Annotated in this window: 17 protein-coding genes; 16 read left to right on the forward strand and 1 reads right to left on the reverse strand. The window is 68.2% G+C overall.

Annotated features, from left to right (window positions below; all coding sequences use genetic code 11):
* The first annotated feature begins 4 nt into the window (after positions 1-4).
* The 16 genes from ACIP5Y_RS18365 to ACIP5Y_RS18440 all read left to right on the forward strand — a co-directional run bounded on the left by ACIP5Y_RS18365 (position 5) and on the right by ACIP5Y_RS18440 (position 16,301).
* Positions 5-1,312, forward strand: a complete 1,308-nt coding sequence (locus ACIP5Y_RS18365) for a nucleotide sugar dehydrogenase (protein ID WP_400351432.1) — start codon at positions 5-7, stop codon at positions 1,310-1,312.
* Positions 1,305-2,291: an NAD-dependent epimerase/dehydratase family protein gene (locus tag ACIP5Y_RS18370; RefSeq protein WP_400351433.1), complete on the forward strand. Its 987-nt coding sequence runs from the start codon at positions 1,305-1,307 to the stop codon at positions 2,289-2,291. The genes ACIP5Y_RS18365 and ACIP5Y_RS18370 overlap by 8 nt, the downstream gene beginning before the upstream one ends.
* Complete coding sequence (locus tag ACIP5Y_RS18375) at positions 2,288-3,580, forward strand: glycosyltransferase family 4 protein (RefSeq protein ID WP_400351434.1); 1,293 nt, start codon at positions 2,288-2,290, stop codon at positions 3,578-3,580. The genes ACIP5Y_RS18370 and ACIP5Y_RS18375 overlap by 4 nt, the downstream gene beginning before the upstream one ends.
* Before the next feature lie 38 nt (positions 3,581-3,618).
* The gene (locus tag ACIP5Y_RS18380) at positions 3,619-4,800 is read left to right on the forward strand and encodes a DegT/DnrJ/EryC1/StrS family aminotransferase (RefSeq protein ID WP_400351435.1); all 1,182 of its coding nucleotides are present in this window, start codon (positions 3,619-3,621) and stop codon (positions 4,798-4,800) included.
* Entirely contained in the window at positions 4,797-6,671 is a 1,875-nt protein-coding gene (locus ACIP5Y_RS18385; RefSeq protein WP_400351436.1) for a beta-galactosidase trimerization domain-containing protein, read from the forward strand. Before ACIP5Y_RS18380 ends, ACIP5Y_RS18385 begins: the two co-directional genes overlap by 4 nt.
* Entirely contained in the window at positions 6,668-7,747 is a 1,080-nt protein-coding gene (locus ACIP5Y_RS18390) for an alcohol dehydrogenase catalytic domain-containing protein (RefSeq protein ID WP_400351437.1), read from the forward strand. The genes ACIP5Y_RS18385 and ACIP5Y_RS18390 overlap by 4 nt, the downstream gene beginning before the upstream one ends.
* A 98-nt stretch (positions 7,748-7,845) precedes the next feature.
* Positions 7,846-8,784 carry a 3-oxoacyl-[acyl-carrier-protein] synthase III C-terminal domain-containing protein gene (locus ACIP5Y_RS18395; RefSeq protein WP_400351439.1) on the forward strand — a complete coding sequence of 313 codons (939 nt, stop codon included), beginning with the start codon at positions 7,846-7,848 and terminating at the stop codon, positions 8,782-8,784.
* Positions 8,785-8,820: 36 nt separating this feature from the next.
* Positions 8,821-10,194, forward strand: a complete 1,374-nt coding sequence (locus ACIP5Y_RS18400) for an ATP-grasp domain-containing protein (protein WP_400351440.1) — start codon at positions 8,821-8,823, stop codon at positions 10,192-10,194.
* 13 nt (positions 10,195-10,207) lie between these two features.
* Complete coding sequence (locus tag ACIP5Y_RS18405; protein WP_400351442.1) at positions 10,208-11,515, forward strand: type III PLP-dependent enzyme; 1,308 nt, start codon at positions 10,208-10,210, stop codon at positions 11,513-11,515.
* Positions 11,512-11,766 carry an acyl carrier protein gene (locus tag ACIP5Y_RS18410; RefSeq protein ID WP_400351443.1) on the forward strand — a complete coding sequence of 85 codons (255 nt, stop codon included), beginning with the start codon at positions 11,512-11,514 and terminating at the stop codon, positions 11,764-11,766. The genes ACIP5Y_RS18405 and ACIP5Y_RS18410 overlap by 4 nt, the downstream gene beginning before the upstream one ends.
* 4 nt (positions 11,767-11,770) lie before the next feature.
* A complete protein-coding gene (locus ACIP5Y_RS18415) occupies positions 11,771-12,649 on the forward strand; it encodes a hypothetical protein (protein ID WP_400351444.1) in 879 nt (292 codons plus the stop codon).
* Between the two features lie 13 nt (positions 12,650-12,662).
* Positions 12,663-13,391, forward strand: coding sequence for a 4'-phosphopantetheinyl transferase family protein (locus tag ACIP5Y_RS18420; RefSeq protein ID WP_400351445.1), 729 nt, complete (start codon positions 12,663-12,665; stop codon positions 13,389-13,391).
* A gap of 121 nt (positions 13,392-13,512) precedes the next feature.
* Positions 13,513-14,181: a LuxR C-terminal-related transcriptional regulator gene (locus ACIP5Y_RS18425; protein ID WP_400351446.1), complete on the forward strand. Its 669-nt coding sequence runs from the start codon at positions 13,513-13,515 to the stop codon at positions 14,179-14,181.
* Between the two features lie 28 nt (positions 14,182-14,209).
* Positions 14,210-15,154: an alpha/beta hydrolase gene (locus ACIP5Y_RS18430; RefSeq protein ID WP_400351447.1), complete on the forward strand. Its 945-nt coding sequence runs from the start codon at positions 14,210-14,212 to the stop codon at positions 15,152-15,154.
* Between the two features lie 228 nt (positions 15,155-15,382).
* Positions 15,383-15,760: a cupin domain-containing protein gene (locus ACIP5Y_RS18435; RefSeq protein WP_400351448.1), complete on the forward strand. Its 378-nt coding sequence runs from the start codon at positions 15,383-15,385 to the stop codon at positions 15,758-15,760.
* Between the two features lie 142 nt (positions 15,761-15,902).
* Positions 15,903-16,301 carry a PPOX class F420-dependent oxidoreductase gene (locus ACIP5Y_RS18440; RefSeq protein WP_400351449.1) on the forward strand — a complete coding sequence of 133 codons (399 nt, stop codon included), beginning with the start codon at positions 15,903-15,905 and terminating at the stop codon, positions 16,299-16,301.
* A 114-nt stretch (positions 16,302-16,415) separates the two neighbouring features.
* Here ACIP5Y_RS18440 and ACIP5Y_RS18445 read toward each other — a convergent pair whose 3' ends face one another.
* The gene (locus ACIP5Y_RS18445; RefSeq protein ID WP_400351450.1) at positions 16,416-17,207 is read right to left on the reverse strand and encodes an inositol monophosphatase family protein; all 792 of its coding nucleotides are present in this window, start codon (positions 17,205-17,207) and stop codon (positions 16,416-16,418) included.
* Positions 17,208-17,254 lie beyond the last annotated feature (47 nt).

Raw genomic sequence — 17,254 nt, forward strand, 5'->3', positions numbered from 1 at the left:
GAATATGAACCAGCCTGTGAACGACACCGTGGCGGTCATCGGACTCGGCTATGTGGGCCTGCCGCTGGCGCTGTCGCTGGCTCGCGCCGGCCGGCGGGTGATCGGCGTCGACGTGGATCCCGGCGTGCGCGCCGCGCTCGCGGCCGGGGCGCCCCGATTTCTGGAGCCGGGACTTCCGGAGTTGCTCGAATCCGTTGGGCCCGAACAGTTCATCGTGACCGACCGGCTGCCCGACGAACCGCCGCGGGAGATCATCATCTGCGTGGGCACCGCGGTCGACGCGGAGACTCATGAGCCCGATCTGCGCCACCTCGTCGCGGCGGCGACCCTGGTCGCGGAGCATATATCGCCGGAGACGCTCGTCGTCGTCCGCAGCACCGTGCCCGTCGGCACCTGCCGGAATGTGGTGCTGCCGCTGCTGCGCCGGCGGGTCGAGGCGCCGCTGCTGGCCATGTGCCCCGAACGGATCATTCAGGGGCAGGCGCTGCGTGAGCTCGAGGAACTGCCGCAGATCATCGGCGCGCTGGACGAACGTTCGCTGGAACGTACTCGGCGACTGCTGAAGCCGATCGCGGCCGACCAAGTGACGGTGTCGAACCTGGAAGCCGCGGAGATGGTGAAACTGGTGTGCAATGCGCACACCGACCTCATCTACGGGTTCGGCAACGAGATCGCGCTCATGTCCTCGGCGCTGGGCATCGACGCCAATGAGGTGATCGCGGCCGCCAACCTGCGCTATCCGCGGCCGGATCTCTCGAAGCCCGGATTCGTCGGCGGCAGTTGCCTGATCAAGGATCCCTACCTGCTCATCCACAGCGCCGAGCACGCCGGGTATGCGCCGCCCATGGTCGCGGCGGCCCGCGCCGTCAACGAAGCGGTGCCCCGCCATGCCTTGGATACCGTGGTGAAAACCCTTGCCGCGCACGGACGATCCTTGGAGTCGGCGAAGATCCTGCTGGGCGGGATCGCGTACAAGGGCCGGCCGGAGACCGATGATGTACGCGGGTCGGCGGCCGTCGAGATCGTCGCGGATCTGCGCGGGCAGGTGGCGGTGCTGGGCGGCCACGACTTCGTGGTCGGCGCGGAGCGGATCACGCAGATAGGTGCGCAGCCCATGAGTCTCGAGGAGGGGCTGACCGACGCCGACGCGCTGCTGCTGCTGGTCGATCACCCTCGTTACGGCGTGCTCGACGCGGAGTTCCTGCTGACTCGAATGCGCAAGCCCGCCATCGTCTTCGATATGTGGGGCCTGCTCGAAAGTGCACTGTCCGGGGTTCCCGGCATCGAGTATCGGAGGCTCGGCCGTGCCTGAACGCGTCCTGATCACCGGCGGCGCCGGATTCGTCGGCCTGCACCTCGCGCGCCGATTGCTGCGCGACGGCGCGGACCTGGTGCTGCTCGACGACTTCTCACGCGGCGCGGATGACGCCGACCTCGCGGAGATCCGGCGGCATGCGGTCGTCGTCACCCACGACCTGACCACACCGCTCCCGGACCGATTGCCCGGCAAGGACTTCGATGCCGTCTACCATCTGGCGGCGGTGGTCGGCGTGCAGCGCGCCAACGAACAGCCCGGACGGGTATTGCGAACGAATCTGCTCGCCACCCTGAATCTGCTCGACTGGTGTCGCGCCCACCCACCGGGCGCGCTGTTCCTCAGCTCGACCAGCGAGGTCGCCGACGGGGCCCTCCGTGCGGGCCTGTCCGCCTTCCCGTCACCGGAGGCGCTGCCGTTCGTGCTCACGGATCCCCGCGCGCCGCGCTCGTCCTACGCGCTGAGCAAGATCGTCTCCGAAACCCTGTTCCTGCAACAGGACACCGGCGCGCGCGTACGGATCGGCCGCTACCACAATATCTACGGACCGCGCATGGGCCGCTCGCACGTGATCCCGGAATTCATCGAACGCGCCCTGTCCGGTGCGAATCCCTTCGACATCTACGGCGACGCGCAGACGCGCGCCTTCTGCTACATCGACGACGCCGTCGACGCGACCACCGGGCTGACCCGCCTGGGCGGCGCGGAACCGATCATCGCCAATATCGGCAACGACCGCGAGGAGATCCGCATCCGCGACCTCGCGCAGCGGGTGCTGGACCTGGCCGCGGCCCGGCCCGAGATCACCGTCCACCGGCCACCGCCCGGGTCGCCCGATCGGCGGCTGCCCGAACTGTCGGTCCTGCGCACTGTTCTCGGCTATGAACCGAAGACCGACCTGGACACCGGGCTGCGCGAAACCTTCGACTGGTACGCCCGCCATCGCCCCGCCGGCACCGAGGCCGGGCCACGATGACCGCCGTACTCGTCACCTTCGGCGGCTACGCCGGTACCCACGCCGGGGCCGAGCGAATGGCCTGGCGGACCAGCGAACACCTGGCGCGACAAGGACATTGCGTACACGCACTCACCGACTCCCGGCCGCCCGACGACCTGGACCCGGCGTTGGTGCACATTCACCGCGACGAGAGCGAGCTGGACCCGGGGCCGGTGCAGGCCGATCGCGGCGGCGGTGACCCGGATCCGCGATTGCCGCGCACGAATCGGGGTGCGGGCGATGCGGGCCCGCGGTTGCCGCGCACAGATCGCGGCAAGAACGATCTGGATCCGCGGTCGCTGCGCACCGATCGTGGCAAGGGCGAGGTGGATCCCAGGTCGATTCGCGCCGATCTCGGCGAGCGGGGGCAGCGTTTCCCAGGCTCCCGGTACAGCGGGGAGGACCCGGACCGGGCCTGGCGAGCCGATATCGTGCACGCCTATGACCTGGCCAAGCCCCGGCACATCGCGAGCGCGCTGCGGCTGGCCGGGCGTTGTGGTGCGCGGCTGGCGCTCACTCCGGCCACCGCGCCCGAGCTGTGGCCCGATCGCGAGCTCGGGCGCATCGCGTGCCGTCGCGCGGGGATCATCTATGCGCTGACCGAGGCCGAAGCCGGGGAACTGCGGCGATTCGGCGCGGAATCCGCACGCATACGGCAGATTCCGCACGCACCCGATCTGTGCGGCGAGCCGGAGCCGGATCGGATCCGCGATCGGCTGTGCCTGGGCGGGCCGGTGGTCGTGTTCGCCGGGCGGCGGATTCCCTCGAAGGGATATGCCGAACTGCTGCGCGCGGCACCGTTGGTGTGGCGGACGCTGCCCGAAACGCGGTTCGTGTTCCTCGGGCCCGATGGCGATCCCGCCGCCGCGGAAACCTTTCGGGCGCATGCCGATCCGCGGATCCTGGATCTCGGTGTGGTCGACGAGCCGACCAAGCGCGACGTCCTCGCCGCCGGGGCGGTGCTGTGCCTGCCGACCAGTGCGGATGTGTTCCCGCTCGTGTTCCTGGAGGCGTGGGCCTCCGGAATACCGGTGGTCACCGGCGATTTCCCGGGGGTGCACGACATTGTCGCCGACGGGGTCGACGGGCTGGTCGTCACGCCGCGGCCCACCGAGATCGCCGCCGCGCTGGTGCGGCTGCTCACCGACGAACCGGCCCGGCGGGCCATGGGCCGCGCCGGGCAGACGCGGGTCCGGGCCGATTTCACCTGGGATCGCGTCGCCGAGCGGGTTGCCGCCGGGTACGCCGAGATTCGCGGTACCACCTGACCGGTCAGCCGGTCGCCACTCACCACAAGGAGGCTTCGATGCCCACCCCGACACCACCCGAGTGGAAGGTCACCCTCGCCGACAACACCATCGACGAGGAGGAGATCGCCGCGGTCACCGAGGTACTGCGCTCGCGCTGGCTGTCACCCGGACCACGCACCCGCGCCTTCGAACAGGACTTCGCCACCGTGCTCGGGTGCCCGGACGCGGTCGCGGTGAGCAGCGGAACGGCCGCCCTGCACCTGGCAGTGCGCGCCTTGCGGATCGGGCCCGGTGACGAGGTGATCATGCCGGCGCTGAGCTTCGTGTCCGCCGCCGCCATGACCGTATTGGCAGGCGGCACACCGGTTTTCGCCGACGTCCGCTCCGGCAGCGATCCCACCGTGGATCCGGGTGATGTGCGCAAGCTGATCACGCCACGCACCAAGGCGATCGTGGCCATGCACTACGGGGGCTACCCGGCCGACCTCGTCGCCCTGGCGGGTATCGCACGCGAGCACGGGCTGGCGCTGATCGAGGACGCCGCCCACGCGCCGATCGTGCGCGCGCCCGGGACCGGCATGCTCGGAACCATCGGCGATATCGGCTGTTTCAGCTTCTACGCGACCAAGAACCTCACCACCGGCGAAGGCGGCATGGTGGTGGCCAAGGACCCGGTGCTGCTCGGACAGGTGCGGGCCGCCCGCTCGCACTGCCTGTCCGCCGGCACCTGGGATCGTGATCGCAGCGGGCGCGCCGATTATGACGTGCCCGATGTCGGCCTGAACTATCGGCCCACCGAGATCAGCTCGGCCATCGGGCGTATCCAATTGCGCAAGCTCGCGGGCGAGCGGCGCCGTCGCCGGGCGCTCATCGGCCGATATCGCGACCGGTTGGCCCGGATTCCCGAATTGATCGTGCCCTTCGCCGATTACGACGACGACACCGGACTGCACCTGATGGCGGTGATCCTGCCGGTGCGCGCCGATCGGGACATCGTGCGCGCACGCCTGCGCGATGCGGGGATACAGACCTCCGTGCACTATCCGCCGACTCACCAATTCTCCTACTACCGGGCACGTTTCGGCTCGGATCGGCGGCCGCTGCCGGTGACCGACGCCATCGCCACTCGGCTGCTGTCGCTGCCACTGCACGCGCGGATGACCGATGACGATCCCGCGTTCGTGGCCGATGCGCTGGCCGAGAGCGTGCTGCGCGCCTGTGGGAGGACCGTCTCATGAGTTTCGCTGTGCGTGACGGCGGGTTGCATCGCAACGGTCGACCCTTCCTCGCCGTCGGCGTCGACTATCACCCGTCGGTCGCGGGGTGCCGGATCTGGACGGACTGGGATCCGCTCGCCATCGAGGCCGACTTCACCCGCATGGCGGCGGCCGGGTTGAACACCGTGCGGCTGTTCGTGTTCTGGCGGGACTTCGAACCCGCGGCGGGTCATATCGATCCGGTCATGCTGCATCGGCTCGACGCGGTCCTCGCCGCGGCCGAGCGTGCGCGACTGGTGTGCGTGGTCTCGCTGTTCACCATCTGGATGAACGGGCAGCGCCTGGACCTGTCGTGGCGGGAGGGGCGCAGCCTCTGGCGCGATCCCGGCATGCTCGACCGGGAGGAGGAATTCGCGCGCACCGTCGCCCGTGCGGTCGGGCGGCGCGAGAGTCTGCTCGGTTTCGATCTCGGCGACGAGATCGGCTGCATCGATCCCGCCGAGGCCGCCGCCCTGACCGCCGACGATATCGCCTGCTGGCAGGTGCGATTGGCCGCCGCACTGCGCGAGGAAGCGCCCGATGTGCTGGTGTTGCAGGCCAACGACGCCTCCGGCGTGCTCGGTCCGTCGCCGTTCGGGCCCGACAACAGTGAACCGCTCGACCTGATCGGCATCCATGGATTCCCGCTGTGGGCACCGGGATCGATCGAATCCACACTGTCATACAAGGCCACCACCTTGCCTGCCTTCCTGGTGAAATATGCTGCGGCATACGGTGTTCCGCTGGTAGATGAACTCGGCAGCTACGGCGTCGCCGACGATACCGCCGCGGCCTATCTGCGGGCCGCCGCGGCCTCGGCCATCGCCAACGGCGCCAATGGCCTGTTCGTATGGTGCTGGCAGGACATTGCCGCCGAGACCGCGCCGTACCTCGATCGGCCCGGCGAGCGGGGCGCCGGACTGCGCCGGCTCGACGGCTCCGAGAAACCCGCCATGCACGAGTTCCGCAGGATCGCTCGCGCCGCAGGTGAGCTCGCCGTGACGCGCTCGTGCACCCGCATGGCAGACGACCGCACCGGTACGCGGAGACGTCCCCGGATCGCGGTGTATCTACCTCGGCGCGGGCGCGAGGCGAGTGCTTCCTACCTCGACACGGGTGTCGCGACGCTGGGCGCGTTCTTCTGCCATCTGCTGCTCACGCGCGCGCACCTCGACTTCGAGATCGCGGCAGGCGATCTCGACGGTTACGACCTGGTGCTGTGCCCCTCACCGGCCCACCTCACGCTGTCCGATCAGCGTGCTCTGCGTGGTGTCGCCGAACGCGGGGGCACCGTGTACTGCTCGCTGGGAGATCATCTGCACGGGTTCCCGGGCGCGGATCTCGTCGGCGCGGAGATCATCGACTACGCACCGCCTTCCGCCGGGCACACCGCCTTCGAATGGGACGGCCAGCAGTGGGAGATCGACTGGAGCGCCGCGCCCACCCGGGCCACCACGCTGCGCGCGACCGCCGCCGAGGTGCTCGGCTCTTACCGCGACGGCACTCCGGCCTTGGTCTGCAATCGGATCGGCGAGGGGCGGGTCCTGTTCACCAACACACCCTTCGAACGTCAGCTGGACCGGCCCGGACGACTTGCCGCCGCGCCGTGGGAGCAGTTCTACCGGCGCATCGCCGCGCTGGCGGGGATCGCGGCAACCGCGGACTGCGACGATCCGGACCTCGAACTCATCCGTGATCACGACACCGACCGGCTGATCGTGATCAACCACGGGGACACCGCACGCGTCACCGATATTCGGTGGGACAGCGATAGCGAACAGAAGGACCGGATCGAGCTGGGGCCGAAGGACTGGACGATCCTGCACCCGCACAGCGACGAGGAGCGCCGATGAAAGGCGTTGTGTACCAAGGGCCCTATCAGGTCCGCGTGGACGAGGTGCCCATGCCGCGCGTGGACGGGCCGCGCGCGGCGGTGGTGCGGGTGACCCGCAGCGCCATCTGCGGTTCGGACCTGCACCCGTACCGGGGCGAGATTCCCGACTTCGCACCGGGCACCATCCTGGGCCACGAATTCGCCGGTGTCGTTGTGGATGCCGGGAGCGAGGTACCGTTCGCGGCGGGGGAGCGGGTGTATGCCTCCGATCTCGTGGCGTGCGGTCGCTGCCCGATCTGCGCGCGCGGGTGGCACTATCACTGCGCGCACGCCAGCCTGTTCGGTTACTCGACTGTCGTCGGTGCGCCCGTGCCCGGCGGGCAAGCCGAATTCGTGCGAATTCCCTTCGCCGACACGGTGCTCGCTCGCACGCCCGATGATCTCACCGACGAGCAAGCGCTGTTCGCGGGCGACGTGCTCACCACCGCGTATGCCGCGGCGGCCGACGCGGGCATCGAGGCCGGCGCCGTGACCGGTGTGGTGGGCGCGGGACCGGTCGGGCTGCTCGCCGCGCTGTGCGCGAGCGCCCTCGGCGCCGCGCACGTCGTCATCGCCGATCCCGATCCGGCCCGGCGCGCCACCGCCGAGGCGCTGGGCATCCGCGCGGTCGCCCCGACCGGACTGGCTGCCGCACTGGACGAGGCCGCACCCGGGTACGGCGCGCGGGCCGTTCTCGAAGCCGTCGGCACCGACGCCGCCCTGCAATGCGCCATGCACAGCGCGGGACCTCGCGCCACCATTGCCGTTGTCGGGGCGCACAGTGCCACCGCCATGCCCTTTCCCAGCGGACTCGCCTTCACCCGTGAACTGACCCTCCGGTTCACCGTCGGCGACCCGATTCGCCACCGGGACAAGGCCATCGAGCTCATGCGCACCGGCGTCATCGATCCGGCACGCCTGATCTCGCACCGCCTGCCCCTGAGCCAGGCCCGCCACGGTTACGACCTGTTCGACCGGCGCGAGGCCTTCAAGGTGGTCCTCACCGCCGACGCGGACACCGGCCCAACGGGCATGACCGTTCGATCGGGCCGATGAGGCGCCCGTCGGAGTCTTATCCGGCCGCGCGCCATCGGTGATAGTCGAATCATCCTCTCTCCCAGACCCTTCGAGCCCAGAAAGCAGGATGACACGCGATGACCTGCCTGGAAGCGGTGGCCACCTATCTGCCGCCACGCAGCATCCCCATCGACGAGGCCCTGGCCGGACTCGACGTCAGCGACACGCAGATCCGCCTGTTCCGGCGCTTCTACGGCTTCTCCCACATCCGCCGCGACGGTCAGGCCCGGCTGGCCGACCAGATGCTCAGCACCGCGGCCGGACTCGAAGAACAACTGCGCGGCCGTGAGAAACAGGTCCGCTACATCGTGCAGGCCCTCACCCTGCCCGTCGCCGCGCCCTACCCGACCAATCCCGTGCACGAGGTGCGCCGCGCACTCGGGCTCGACCATGCCGCCACCTTCTGCCTGACCCAGCACGCCTGCGCCACCGGACTGCTCGCCCTCGACGTGTGCGGCAGGCTACTTGCCGCGGACAGTGATCCCGAGGCCCTGGCGCTGGTCTTCACCGGGGAAAAGGCCTACAACGCCTACTCGCAGCAGTTCATCGTCGACACCGCCGTCATGGGTGAGGGCATGGCCGCGATCCTGGTGCGGCGCAATGGCGATCACGACCGGATACTGTCCTACGCCACCCGCACGCACGGGCAGTTCAATCAGGCGCCCTGGCTCAGTTACGAACTGGCACGGGAATTCGACCGGCTCTACCCCGAGGCCCTCGCGGAAGTCCTGCGGGCCGCCGTCGACGATGCCGGGCTCACGCTCGACGATATCGCGCTGATCCTGCCGCACCACGTGAATCAGAACTCGTGGAAGCGGCTGTCCAAGCAGATCGGATTTCCGATCGGGCGCATCTTCCTCGAGAACCTGCCCGTCACCGGGCACTGCTTCTGCGCGGACCCGTTCCTCAATTACCGCACCGCGTGTGAGACCGGGCGGCTGCGGCCGGGGGACCACTACATGATGGCGTCGGTCGGGCTCGGAGCGACCTTCTCCGCCATGGTCTTCCGCCACTGAGCAGCTTCCGCCCTCGAGAACAGGCCAGGACGAACCATGCGCGCACAGCCCGACGATTTCGGCACCCGGCTCAAGGTCGCCGTCACCGGCACACCCGGCACTCCCTTGGTCTTTCTCGGCAACTTCGAGATCGAAGACCGGTGGGCCATGGGCGAACCCGGCCTGCCCGGGGTGAGCTTCCCCGCGGGACGGGCCGTGGTGAACCGGATGGACGAATTCACGCTGCTACTGGCAGGTCCGGACGACCATGTCGTGCTCAAGGCCGCACCCGATCCGGGGTATCTGAGCTACCTCGGGGAACTCGGACTGACTCCGCCGCGCATCCTCGCGATCGGCCGCCAGGACCCGCAGCGCACCGTCACCGCCGATATCCTCGCCGATCCGGCCATCCGGACCGCGCTGGGGCGGCTCGCGCGCGGCGGCGCCCGCTTGTTCCCGCACGGTGTCTCGGACCTGGAAGAACAACTCGCCGAGACGAGCGAAATACCGCTGGCCGCACCGGCGGCCGCGGTCTGCAAGCGGGTCAACAGCAAGATCTACAGTCGTCGGCTGGCCGAGGAACTGGATTTGCGGCGCCCGCGTGGATGGGCCGCGGAGACCCTCGACGAACTCGACGAGGCCGTGGGGCGGGCCCGGCTGCTGCTCGCCGCCGGGCACACCGTGGTGGTCAAGGACGCCTACGGGGTGTCCGGGCGCGGGATCGCCGTCGTGGCCACCGTCGAACGCCTCGATCGATTGCAGCGCATGGCGATTCGCCGTGCCGAGCGCGCCGGACATCGGCGCGCGGGACTCGTCGTCGAGGAATGGGTCGCCAAGCACACGGACCTGAACTACCAGTTCACGATCGGCCGCGACGGCGCCGTGCACTTCGACTTCGTCAAGGAGGCGATCACCGAAGCCGGTGTGCACAAAGGACACCGGTTCCCGGCCGGGCTCACCGCGGCCCAGGAAGCCGGGGTGCGCGACAGCGCCCAGCGTATCGGCGCGGCGCTCGCGGCCGACGGCTACTTCGGCGTGGCAGGTGTGGACGCCCTGCTCGACCCCGACGGCGGGCTGTATCCCATGATCGAGATCAACGCCCGCAACAATATGTCCACCTATCAGGCCCGTATCCAGGAGACCCTCGGCACGGGCGGGAATCCGGTGCTCGCCCGGCACTATCCGGTGCGGTTGCGCGCCCCGCTCGCCTTCGCCGACCTGCGCCGCGCCCTGAAAGGCGTACTGCTCGAACGGGACAGCGACAGCGGGCTGCTGATCAATAACTTCGCCACCGTCAATGCCGCCGCACCGGCCGGGGACATGCCTGCGGGCGGGTACGACGGCCGGCTCTACGGACTGGTGCTGGCCCGTGACCCGCATCAGCTTGCGGCCATCGACACCGAGATCAGCATCCGCCTGGCGGCGCTGTAGAGAGGCAGAACCGATGAGCGACACCGAGATCCAGGGCCTCACCTTCGCCGACCTGGCCCGAGAGCACGGCACACCATTGTTCGTCTATGACGGCGATGTGCTGGAATCCCAATACCGGCGGCTGCGCGAACATCTGCACCCGAGGCTGGAGATCTTCTTCTCCCTCAAGGCAAATCCCAATATCAGCCTCTGCGCGCTGCTGCACTCGCTGGGCGCGCGGGCGGAGGTGTGCTCGCTCGCCGAACTGGTCACCGCCACTCGCGCGGGCGTCGCACCCGGCGACATCATCTTTCCCGGTCCCGGCAAGAGTCCCGCCGAACTCACCGCGTGCCTCGACACCGGGGTGTACGCCATCATCTGCGAATCCTTCGGCGAGCTGGACCTGCTCGATCGGATCGCGGGGGAGCGCGGGCTGATCGCGCCCGTCGCGCTGCGGGTCAATCCCGCCTTCGCGGTCAAGGGCTCCGGGCTCACCATGGGCGGCAAACCACGCCAATTCGGGATCGACGAAGTACAGCTCGACGCGGCTCCGGACCTCGTGCACCGGTACCGAAACCTGCGGTTCATGGGGATCCACGCGTATATGGGCACCCGCATTCTCGACGAAGGGGTGATCGCCGAGAACACTCGTCGCATTCTCGCGCTTGCGCAACGACTGTCGGAGCGGCTCGGATTCGCGCTCGAGATGGTCGATATCGGCGGGGGACTCGGGGTCGCCTACTTCGATGGTGAGCGCGATCTCGACCCGGCGCTGCTCGGCGAGGGACTCGAACCGATCATCGCCGAGTTCACGGCCGCGCATCCGGAGACCCGGCTCGTCATGGAGCTCGGACGCTACCTCACCGCCCTCGCCGGCACCTATGCCGTGCGGGTGCGGTATGTGAAAACCTCACTGGGACAGCAGTTCGCGATCACCGACGGCGGCACGCATCACCATATGGCGGCGGTCGGCATCGGGTCCTTCGTCAAACGGGACTTTCCGCTGCGCGTGCTAGCCGGTGGTGAAACCGGTCCCGTCGAGAGCTGGACCGTGACGGGACCGCTGTGCACGCCCAACGACACCCTCGCCAAACACGCGGCGTTGCCGCCCTTGCGGCCCGGCGATCTGCTGGGCGTAACCCGGTCCGGCGCGTACGGGCCCACCGCCTCACCGGTGCTCTTCCTCGGACACGGCGGACCCGCGGAAGTGCTGGTCCACCACGGGCGGGCGTATCGGATCCGCGAGCGCGACACCGCCGAAGACCTGCTGCGCCCCCAGTACCTGCACGACCTGACGGCCCGCGCCGTGCCCGGACCCACCAGCGAAGGAACCGAACAATGAGCCAGCAGACCACGATCGCGGACAAGGTCGTCCTCATTCTCGCGGGGATGGTGCACCGCGAGCCGGACACCCTCGAACCCGGCACCCGGCTCTTCGACGACCTCGGACTCGACTCCACCAGCGCACTCGAACTGCTCATGAAGATCGAGGACGAGACCGGCATCGAATTCGACCAGGACACCCTCGAACAGCACCACTTCGAAACGGTGAGCTCCTTGGTCGGCTACGCCCTCGACCAACTGGACGGATAACCGCGTGTACCTCGCGAAGCCCCACGCCACCGCCACCGGCGCGCCGCCACTCGGGCTGGCGCGCATCGAAGTCCGGCACTTCGGGCGCGGCGAACCCTACAGTCCCGAATTCCTCGACTACTTCGAAGATCTGTCCGGGCAGTTCGGTCAGCCCTATCACCCGGACTACTTCGCCCAGGCCGCGCCGAATTCCTTCACCGCCATGGCGACCGATATTCTCTCCGCCGCAACATATCCCGGTGAAGCCTACGATCTCGCCGTCATCGCGCACACCACGCCCGACGCCAAACCCACACGCCCGGCTTGCTATCTGGCAGAGGCCTTGAGCGGCGACACACTGTCCTTCGCCCTGTCCGAACAAGGGGTCACCGCGCCGTTCACCGCATTGCAGCTGACGCGTGAATACGCGCGCGACAGCTCTTTTCGGCGCGGGCTGGTGATGATCCTGGATCAGAGCTTCCTGTGGAATGGCGCCAGTGCGCAACCGCCGGTCGGCACCCGGATGCCGGGGCGCGACGCCGCGGTGGTGCTGGTACTCGAACCGGGCGGTGCGCTCGGGCCGGTGACGACGCGCAATCTCGCCGATGTGGGAGCGGCCGAGGCGCGTGAACTGGTCGATGCCCGGCTGCGCGACGTGGCTGCCACCGGGATCCCGACCACTACCATCGCCGGAGCCGGCGTGGACGCCCGTATCGGCGAGGGAGGGCAACTGCGCTGGGCGGCAGCGGATCTGCCCTGCACCGGGTTGTGGACGGCTTTCGCCGAGCAGCTGCCGGAGTGGCGGGAGACCGGGCAGCGGGTGGAGCTCATCGACTACGACCCCGTGCTGCGGTATCTGTCGCTGTGCACTATCGAGGTGCCGGGCGGCGGGGCCGAATCCTGAACCGGCGCAGACGATGTCCGCCCCGCCGGACGGTGAGGTTCATCTCTGGACCATCGCGCTGGGTGCGGCGCGGTCCACCGAGGAACTGCGTGCCGCGCTACCCGCCTACGAGCGAGCACGCGCGGACGCCCTGGGGGAGGTCACCCGGCGGGAGACCTTCATCCTGACCCGGGTGGCCACCCGCAGCATCCTCGGGGCCTATCTGGATCTGCCGCCACGTCGGTTGCTGTGGCGCACAGAACAGTCCGGTAAACCGGAGATCGATGGTTGCGCGGGCGTGCTGAGCTTCAACCTCACGCACTCCGGAGAGTTCGCCTTGCTGGCGGTGACCGGGGGATGCGGGGTCGGCGTCGACCTCGAGGCTCCGCGCAGCGGATTTCCGGCGGTCGCCTTCGCTGCCCGCTACTTTCCGTCCGCCGAGGCCGAGCTGGTGCGCACCGCGCGATCGGCGTATCCGGTGTTCGCGCGGCTGTGGACTCGCAAGGAAGCCTGCGTGAAGGCCGCCGGAGTGCGCCTGGCTCAAGGGCTTCGGCTGTCTGTCGCTGGTACGGGCGGGACCGTTATCGTGCGCGATCCGAGGCAGGTCGTCCCCGGTGTGTGGACGGTCATCGACCTGAACGTCCCCGGCGGGTACACCGCCGCTGTGGCACTGGCCGGCCTGCGGCCCGCTACCGTGATTTCTCGCGCATGGCGACCCGGGCCCGAATCCGCAAGTCAATTCGTACAATTGGCACGATCGTGACGTTCCGGGCGGCAGTGTCCTGCCGTCAGCCGGTCCCGATCGGCACAGATTTATGCAGAGTCGGGCACCCCGTTCCGCTGTTAAATTGAAATTCAGCGAAAAATGCGGATAGGGGATCACGGTGACCGAAGCTTTCGTCGAATACACCAGGCCCGCGCTGGGCGGCCAGACAATTCACGCCCTCCTCGTCGACAATGAAGTATTGAGCCGCGAACTCGGCGCCGCACTGCGTCGCGCACCCGGCATCGGCGCCATCCACCACTGCGCGGACTGGGCCGAACTGGAACGACGCCTGCGCACCGGACGCATCGATGTCCTGATCGTCACCGCCGCGGCAGCGCCACGCCTACGGGCCCTGGGGCGCAGCATCTCCCGGCCCCGGGTACTCATGCTGCTGGACGAACCGCAGGCCGCCAATCTCGGGCCGCTCGCCACCCTGCCCATCGACGGATTCCTGCTGCGGCAAGAACTCTCCACCCGGGCGCTACACGACGCGCTGCACCGGATGGCCGTCGGGGAAATACCCATGCCCGCCACCCTCGCCCGGCAATTGCTCGGCCGCGCCGCACCGGGCGACAATTTGCGCCCGGTATCCCTCACCGCCCGCGAGAACGAAACGCTCACCCTGCTCGCACAGGGCTTGAGTAACAAACAGATCGCGCGCTGGCTCAAGATATCCGAGCATGGCGTGAAACGGCTCGTAGGCAGTGTTCTGCTCAAACTCGGATCGCCGAATCGGACCACCGCGGTCGTCACGGCGATGAAATATGGCCTCATCGAATGCCATTGACAACTCAGCGACACGATCGGAGGCAGCGATGACCGGACTGCATCCGCAGACCGAAGCGGTACTGCAATTGATGACGGCCGCCTACCCCGATATCGGCGCCACGGTCACCGATCCGGCCGAAGCCCGGCGACTGCTCGCGCGCGTGAAGCAGCCGCCGGCCATGCCGCTGCCGCGCGTGGAAGACCGCACCATCCCGGGTGCGTCACCGTTGCCGGTGCGGATCTATTGGCCCAGAACACAATCCGCGCCACACCCGGTGATCGTCTACTTCCACGGTGGCGGCTTCGTCCTCGGCAGCCTCGACACCCACGACGGGTTCTGCCGCACCCTGGCCGCCGGAGTCCCCGCGATCGTCATCGCCGTCGACTACCGGCTCGCACCCGAACATCCGTACCCGGCTGCCGTCGAAGACGCACGGCGCGCTCTGGACTGGGCCCACACCAACGCCCACGACCTCGGCGGCGATCCGGAACGCCTGGTCCTCGCCGGCGACAGCGCCGGAGCCAATCTCGCCGCCGTCACTTGCCTGCGAGTGCGCGATCAGGGCGGACCGCCCATCGCATTCCAACTGCTCGTCTACCCCTGGCTGGACTTCCTGTCCGAACTGCCATCGCGCCACGAGAACGCCGACGGCTACTACCTCACCGCCGCCCACCTCGACTGGTTCCAGCGCCAGTACCTCGGAAACCTCGCCACGGCAGCACATCCGGACATCTCCCCACTGCGTGCCCCGCGTCTGCGCGACCTACCCCCGGCAATGGTGCTCACCGCCGAATACGACCCCCTGCGCGACGAAGGCGAGGCATACTCCGCCCGCCTCGCCGAGGCGGGCGTCCCCACGCACCTCTACCGCGCCGAGGGCCTGTTCCACAGCTTCTTCGCCATGACCGAATTCCTCCCTGGTGGCCGCGAAGCAGCTGAGAATATCTGCGCCACAATCCGATCCGCAGTCGTCGCCGATCCCGTCCACTGATACGGACCGGTGCACCCTCGGACCACTGGCAGCGGCTGACAGTGCGATACCAGCGCGGGCGGACAGTATTCAGGCCATGACGGACTGACAACCCGTCATGACCATTCTCGTTACCTCGCACGTAATCGCTTCTGACGGCGGGGTCTCGCACACTCATCCGGGGATCACACCAGTGCTTCCCGCACCGCTGGTCGCTGAGCTCGGCTCAGCTCAGAGAGGACTTCTTCCATGCCCGTCATTCGTTCCACCGAAACCCGCCGTTCCGAGACCGCCGCCGGCGTCATGACCACCTTCGCCTCGCCCACCCTGGGCGGCGCAGGCAGCGCGCTCTGGCGAGTGGACGTCGGCGCGAATATCGCAGGGCCGCTGCACGTATTCGACGTCGAGCAGGTGTGGGTCTTCGTCGAGGGCGGCGCCACCATCGAACTCGGCGGCGAAACCGTGTCCGTCACCGCGGGCGACACCGTCGTCATGCCGGCCGGTGCACCGCGGAAGGTAGCCGGCGACCCGATCCTCGGATTCTCCGCGATTGTCACAGCCCCCGCGGGAGCGAAGGCGGGCGTCCCGGGCGGCGCGGCAGGCGCCACCCCGCCGTGGATTCAGTGATCCCGGCCCGCTCGAGTTCATCGGAGTAGCCGGATCTGAAATCTAGCAACGCTAGACAAGGTAGCGGGATGGTGTTACTTTTGCTCCAGATTCTAGCGGCGCTAGAATCCAGGGATATCGGATTCACTGAGGAGTAATCGACATGACCTTCACCGCTAACGAACTGCAGTTTCTTGCGGAGGCCGGGATCGGTCGACTGGCCACGGTATCGCCCGACGGCGTTGTGCAGAACAACCCGACCAGCTATCGGGTGAACGCCGACGGCACGATCGACATCGGAGGCATGCGGATGCGTGGCAGCCGGAAGTACCGCAATGTCGAGGCGGGAAGCCGGGTGTCGTTCGTTATCGATCAGCAGGTTTCTTTGGAGCCGTACGTGATTCGCGGCATCGAGGTACGCGGCACGGCCGAGGCCCTCGACGATGAGGAGCCGCCGTTCCCGCCCCAGGAACGCGCGATCATCCGAATCCACCCCGAAAAGGTTATCTCCTGGGGTATCGACAGCGAATCCTTCGAATTCACCAGTCGCGGCGCCGAATAGCCACGCTTCGCGGGCACGCCATTGACTGCTGCGATGGCGGTATCGGTGCTGCAAACCGGAGGTGCGCAGGCGGCGCCCGGAAACCATCTCGGATATCACCGTCATGCGCTGAGGTCAGCGGGTGGTGGCCTTGCTGCCCAGCTGACCGGCGATGATTTCGACCAGCGTGGCATGGGTTTTCGCGTCTGCTGCCGCTACCAGACCGTAGGGTGGCGCGTCGATCGGCTGGCCGATCAAACCGGTGACGACGCATCCTGCGGCCTCGCACAATGCGATTCCGCTTGCAAAATGCACGCTGTCGCGCAGGTCGCCGTCGGTGACGTAGGCCGCGCGGCGGCCGGCCGCCACCCACGCCACCGCGAGGGTGGTCGACAGGACGCGGGTGCCGAAGGTGGCATTGAATGTTCGGTCTGCCAGCAAGCGGGTGGGGTCGAAGCCGCCCTCATGGTGGATCCAATAGTCGAGATTGACTTCTACCAGCCGGGTGTCGGCATCTGGCGTCAACGCCAGATCATGGCCATCTCGACGTATCCAGGCGCCATCACCATCGGCCCAGAACACCTCCTCGGTGAACGGATCGGCGGCGACGGCCGTGGTGATCGATGTGCCGACCCGCGTGGCGATGTTCACCGCCACGTGCGGCGTGCCGGCGGCGAAATTCCGTGTTCCACACAATGGATCGATCAACCACACCCGATCCGATGTCGCTGTACCACTGCCGCCGGACTCCTCGCCGATGAACCGATCGCCCGGACGAGCCTCACTGATCATTGCGAGAATCGTCTTCTCGGCCGCAATGTCGGCAGAAGTCGCAAAATCGTTGTCCCCCTTCGAATAACTGGTCATCGGGGTATGGAAGCAAGACCGGATGACTGCGCTCGCGGCTTGCGCGGCGCGGATGGCCAATTCGGTGTCGGTTTCACTCACACCGGCACCGTACTGCGATGGCTCAC

This window comes from Nocardia sp. NPDC088792 (genome assembly GCF_044750615.1).
In the GTDB taxonomy this organism is placed as follows: domain Bacteria; phylum Actinomycetota; class Actinomycetes; order Mycobacteriales; family Mycobacteriaceae; genus Nocardia.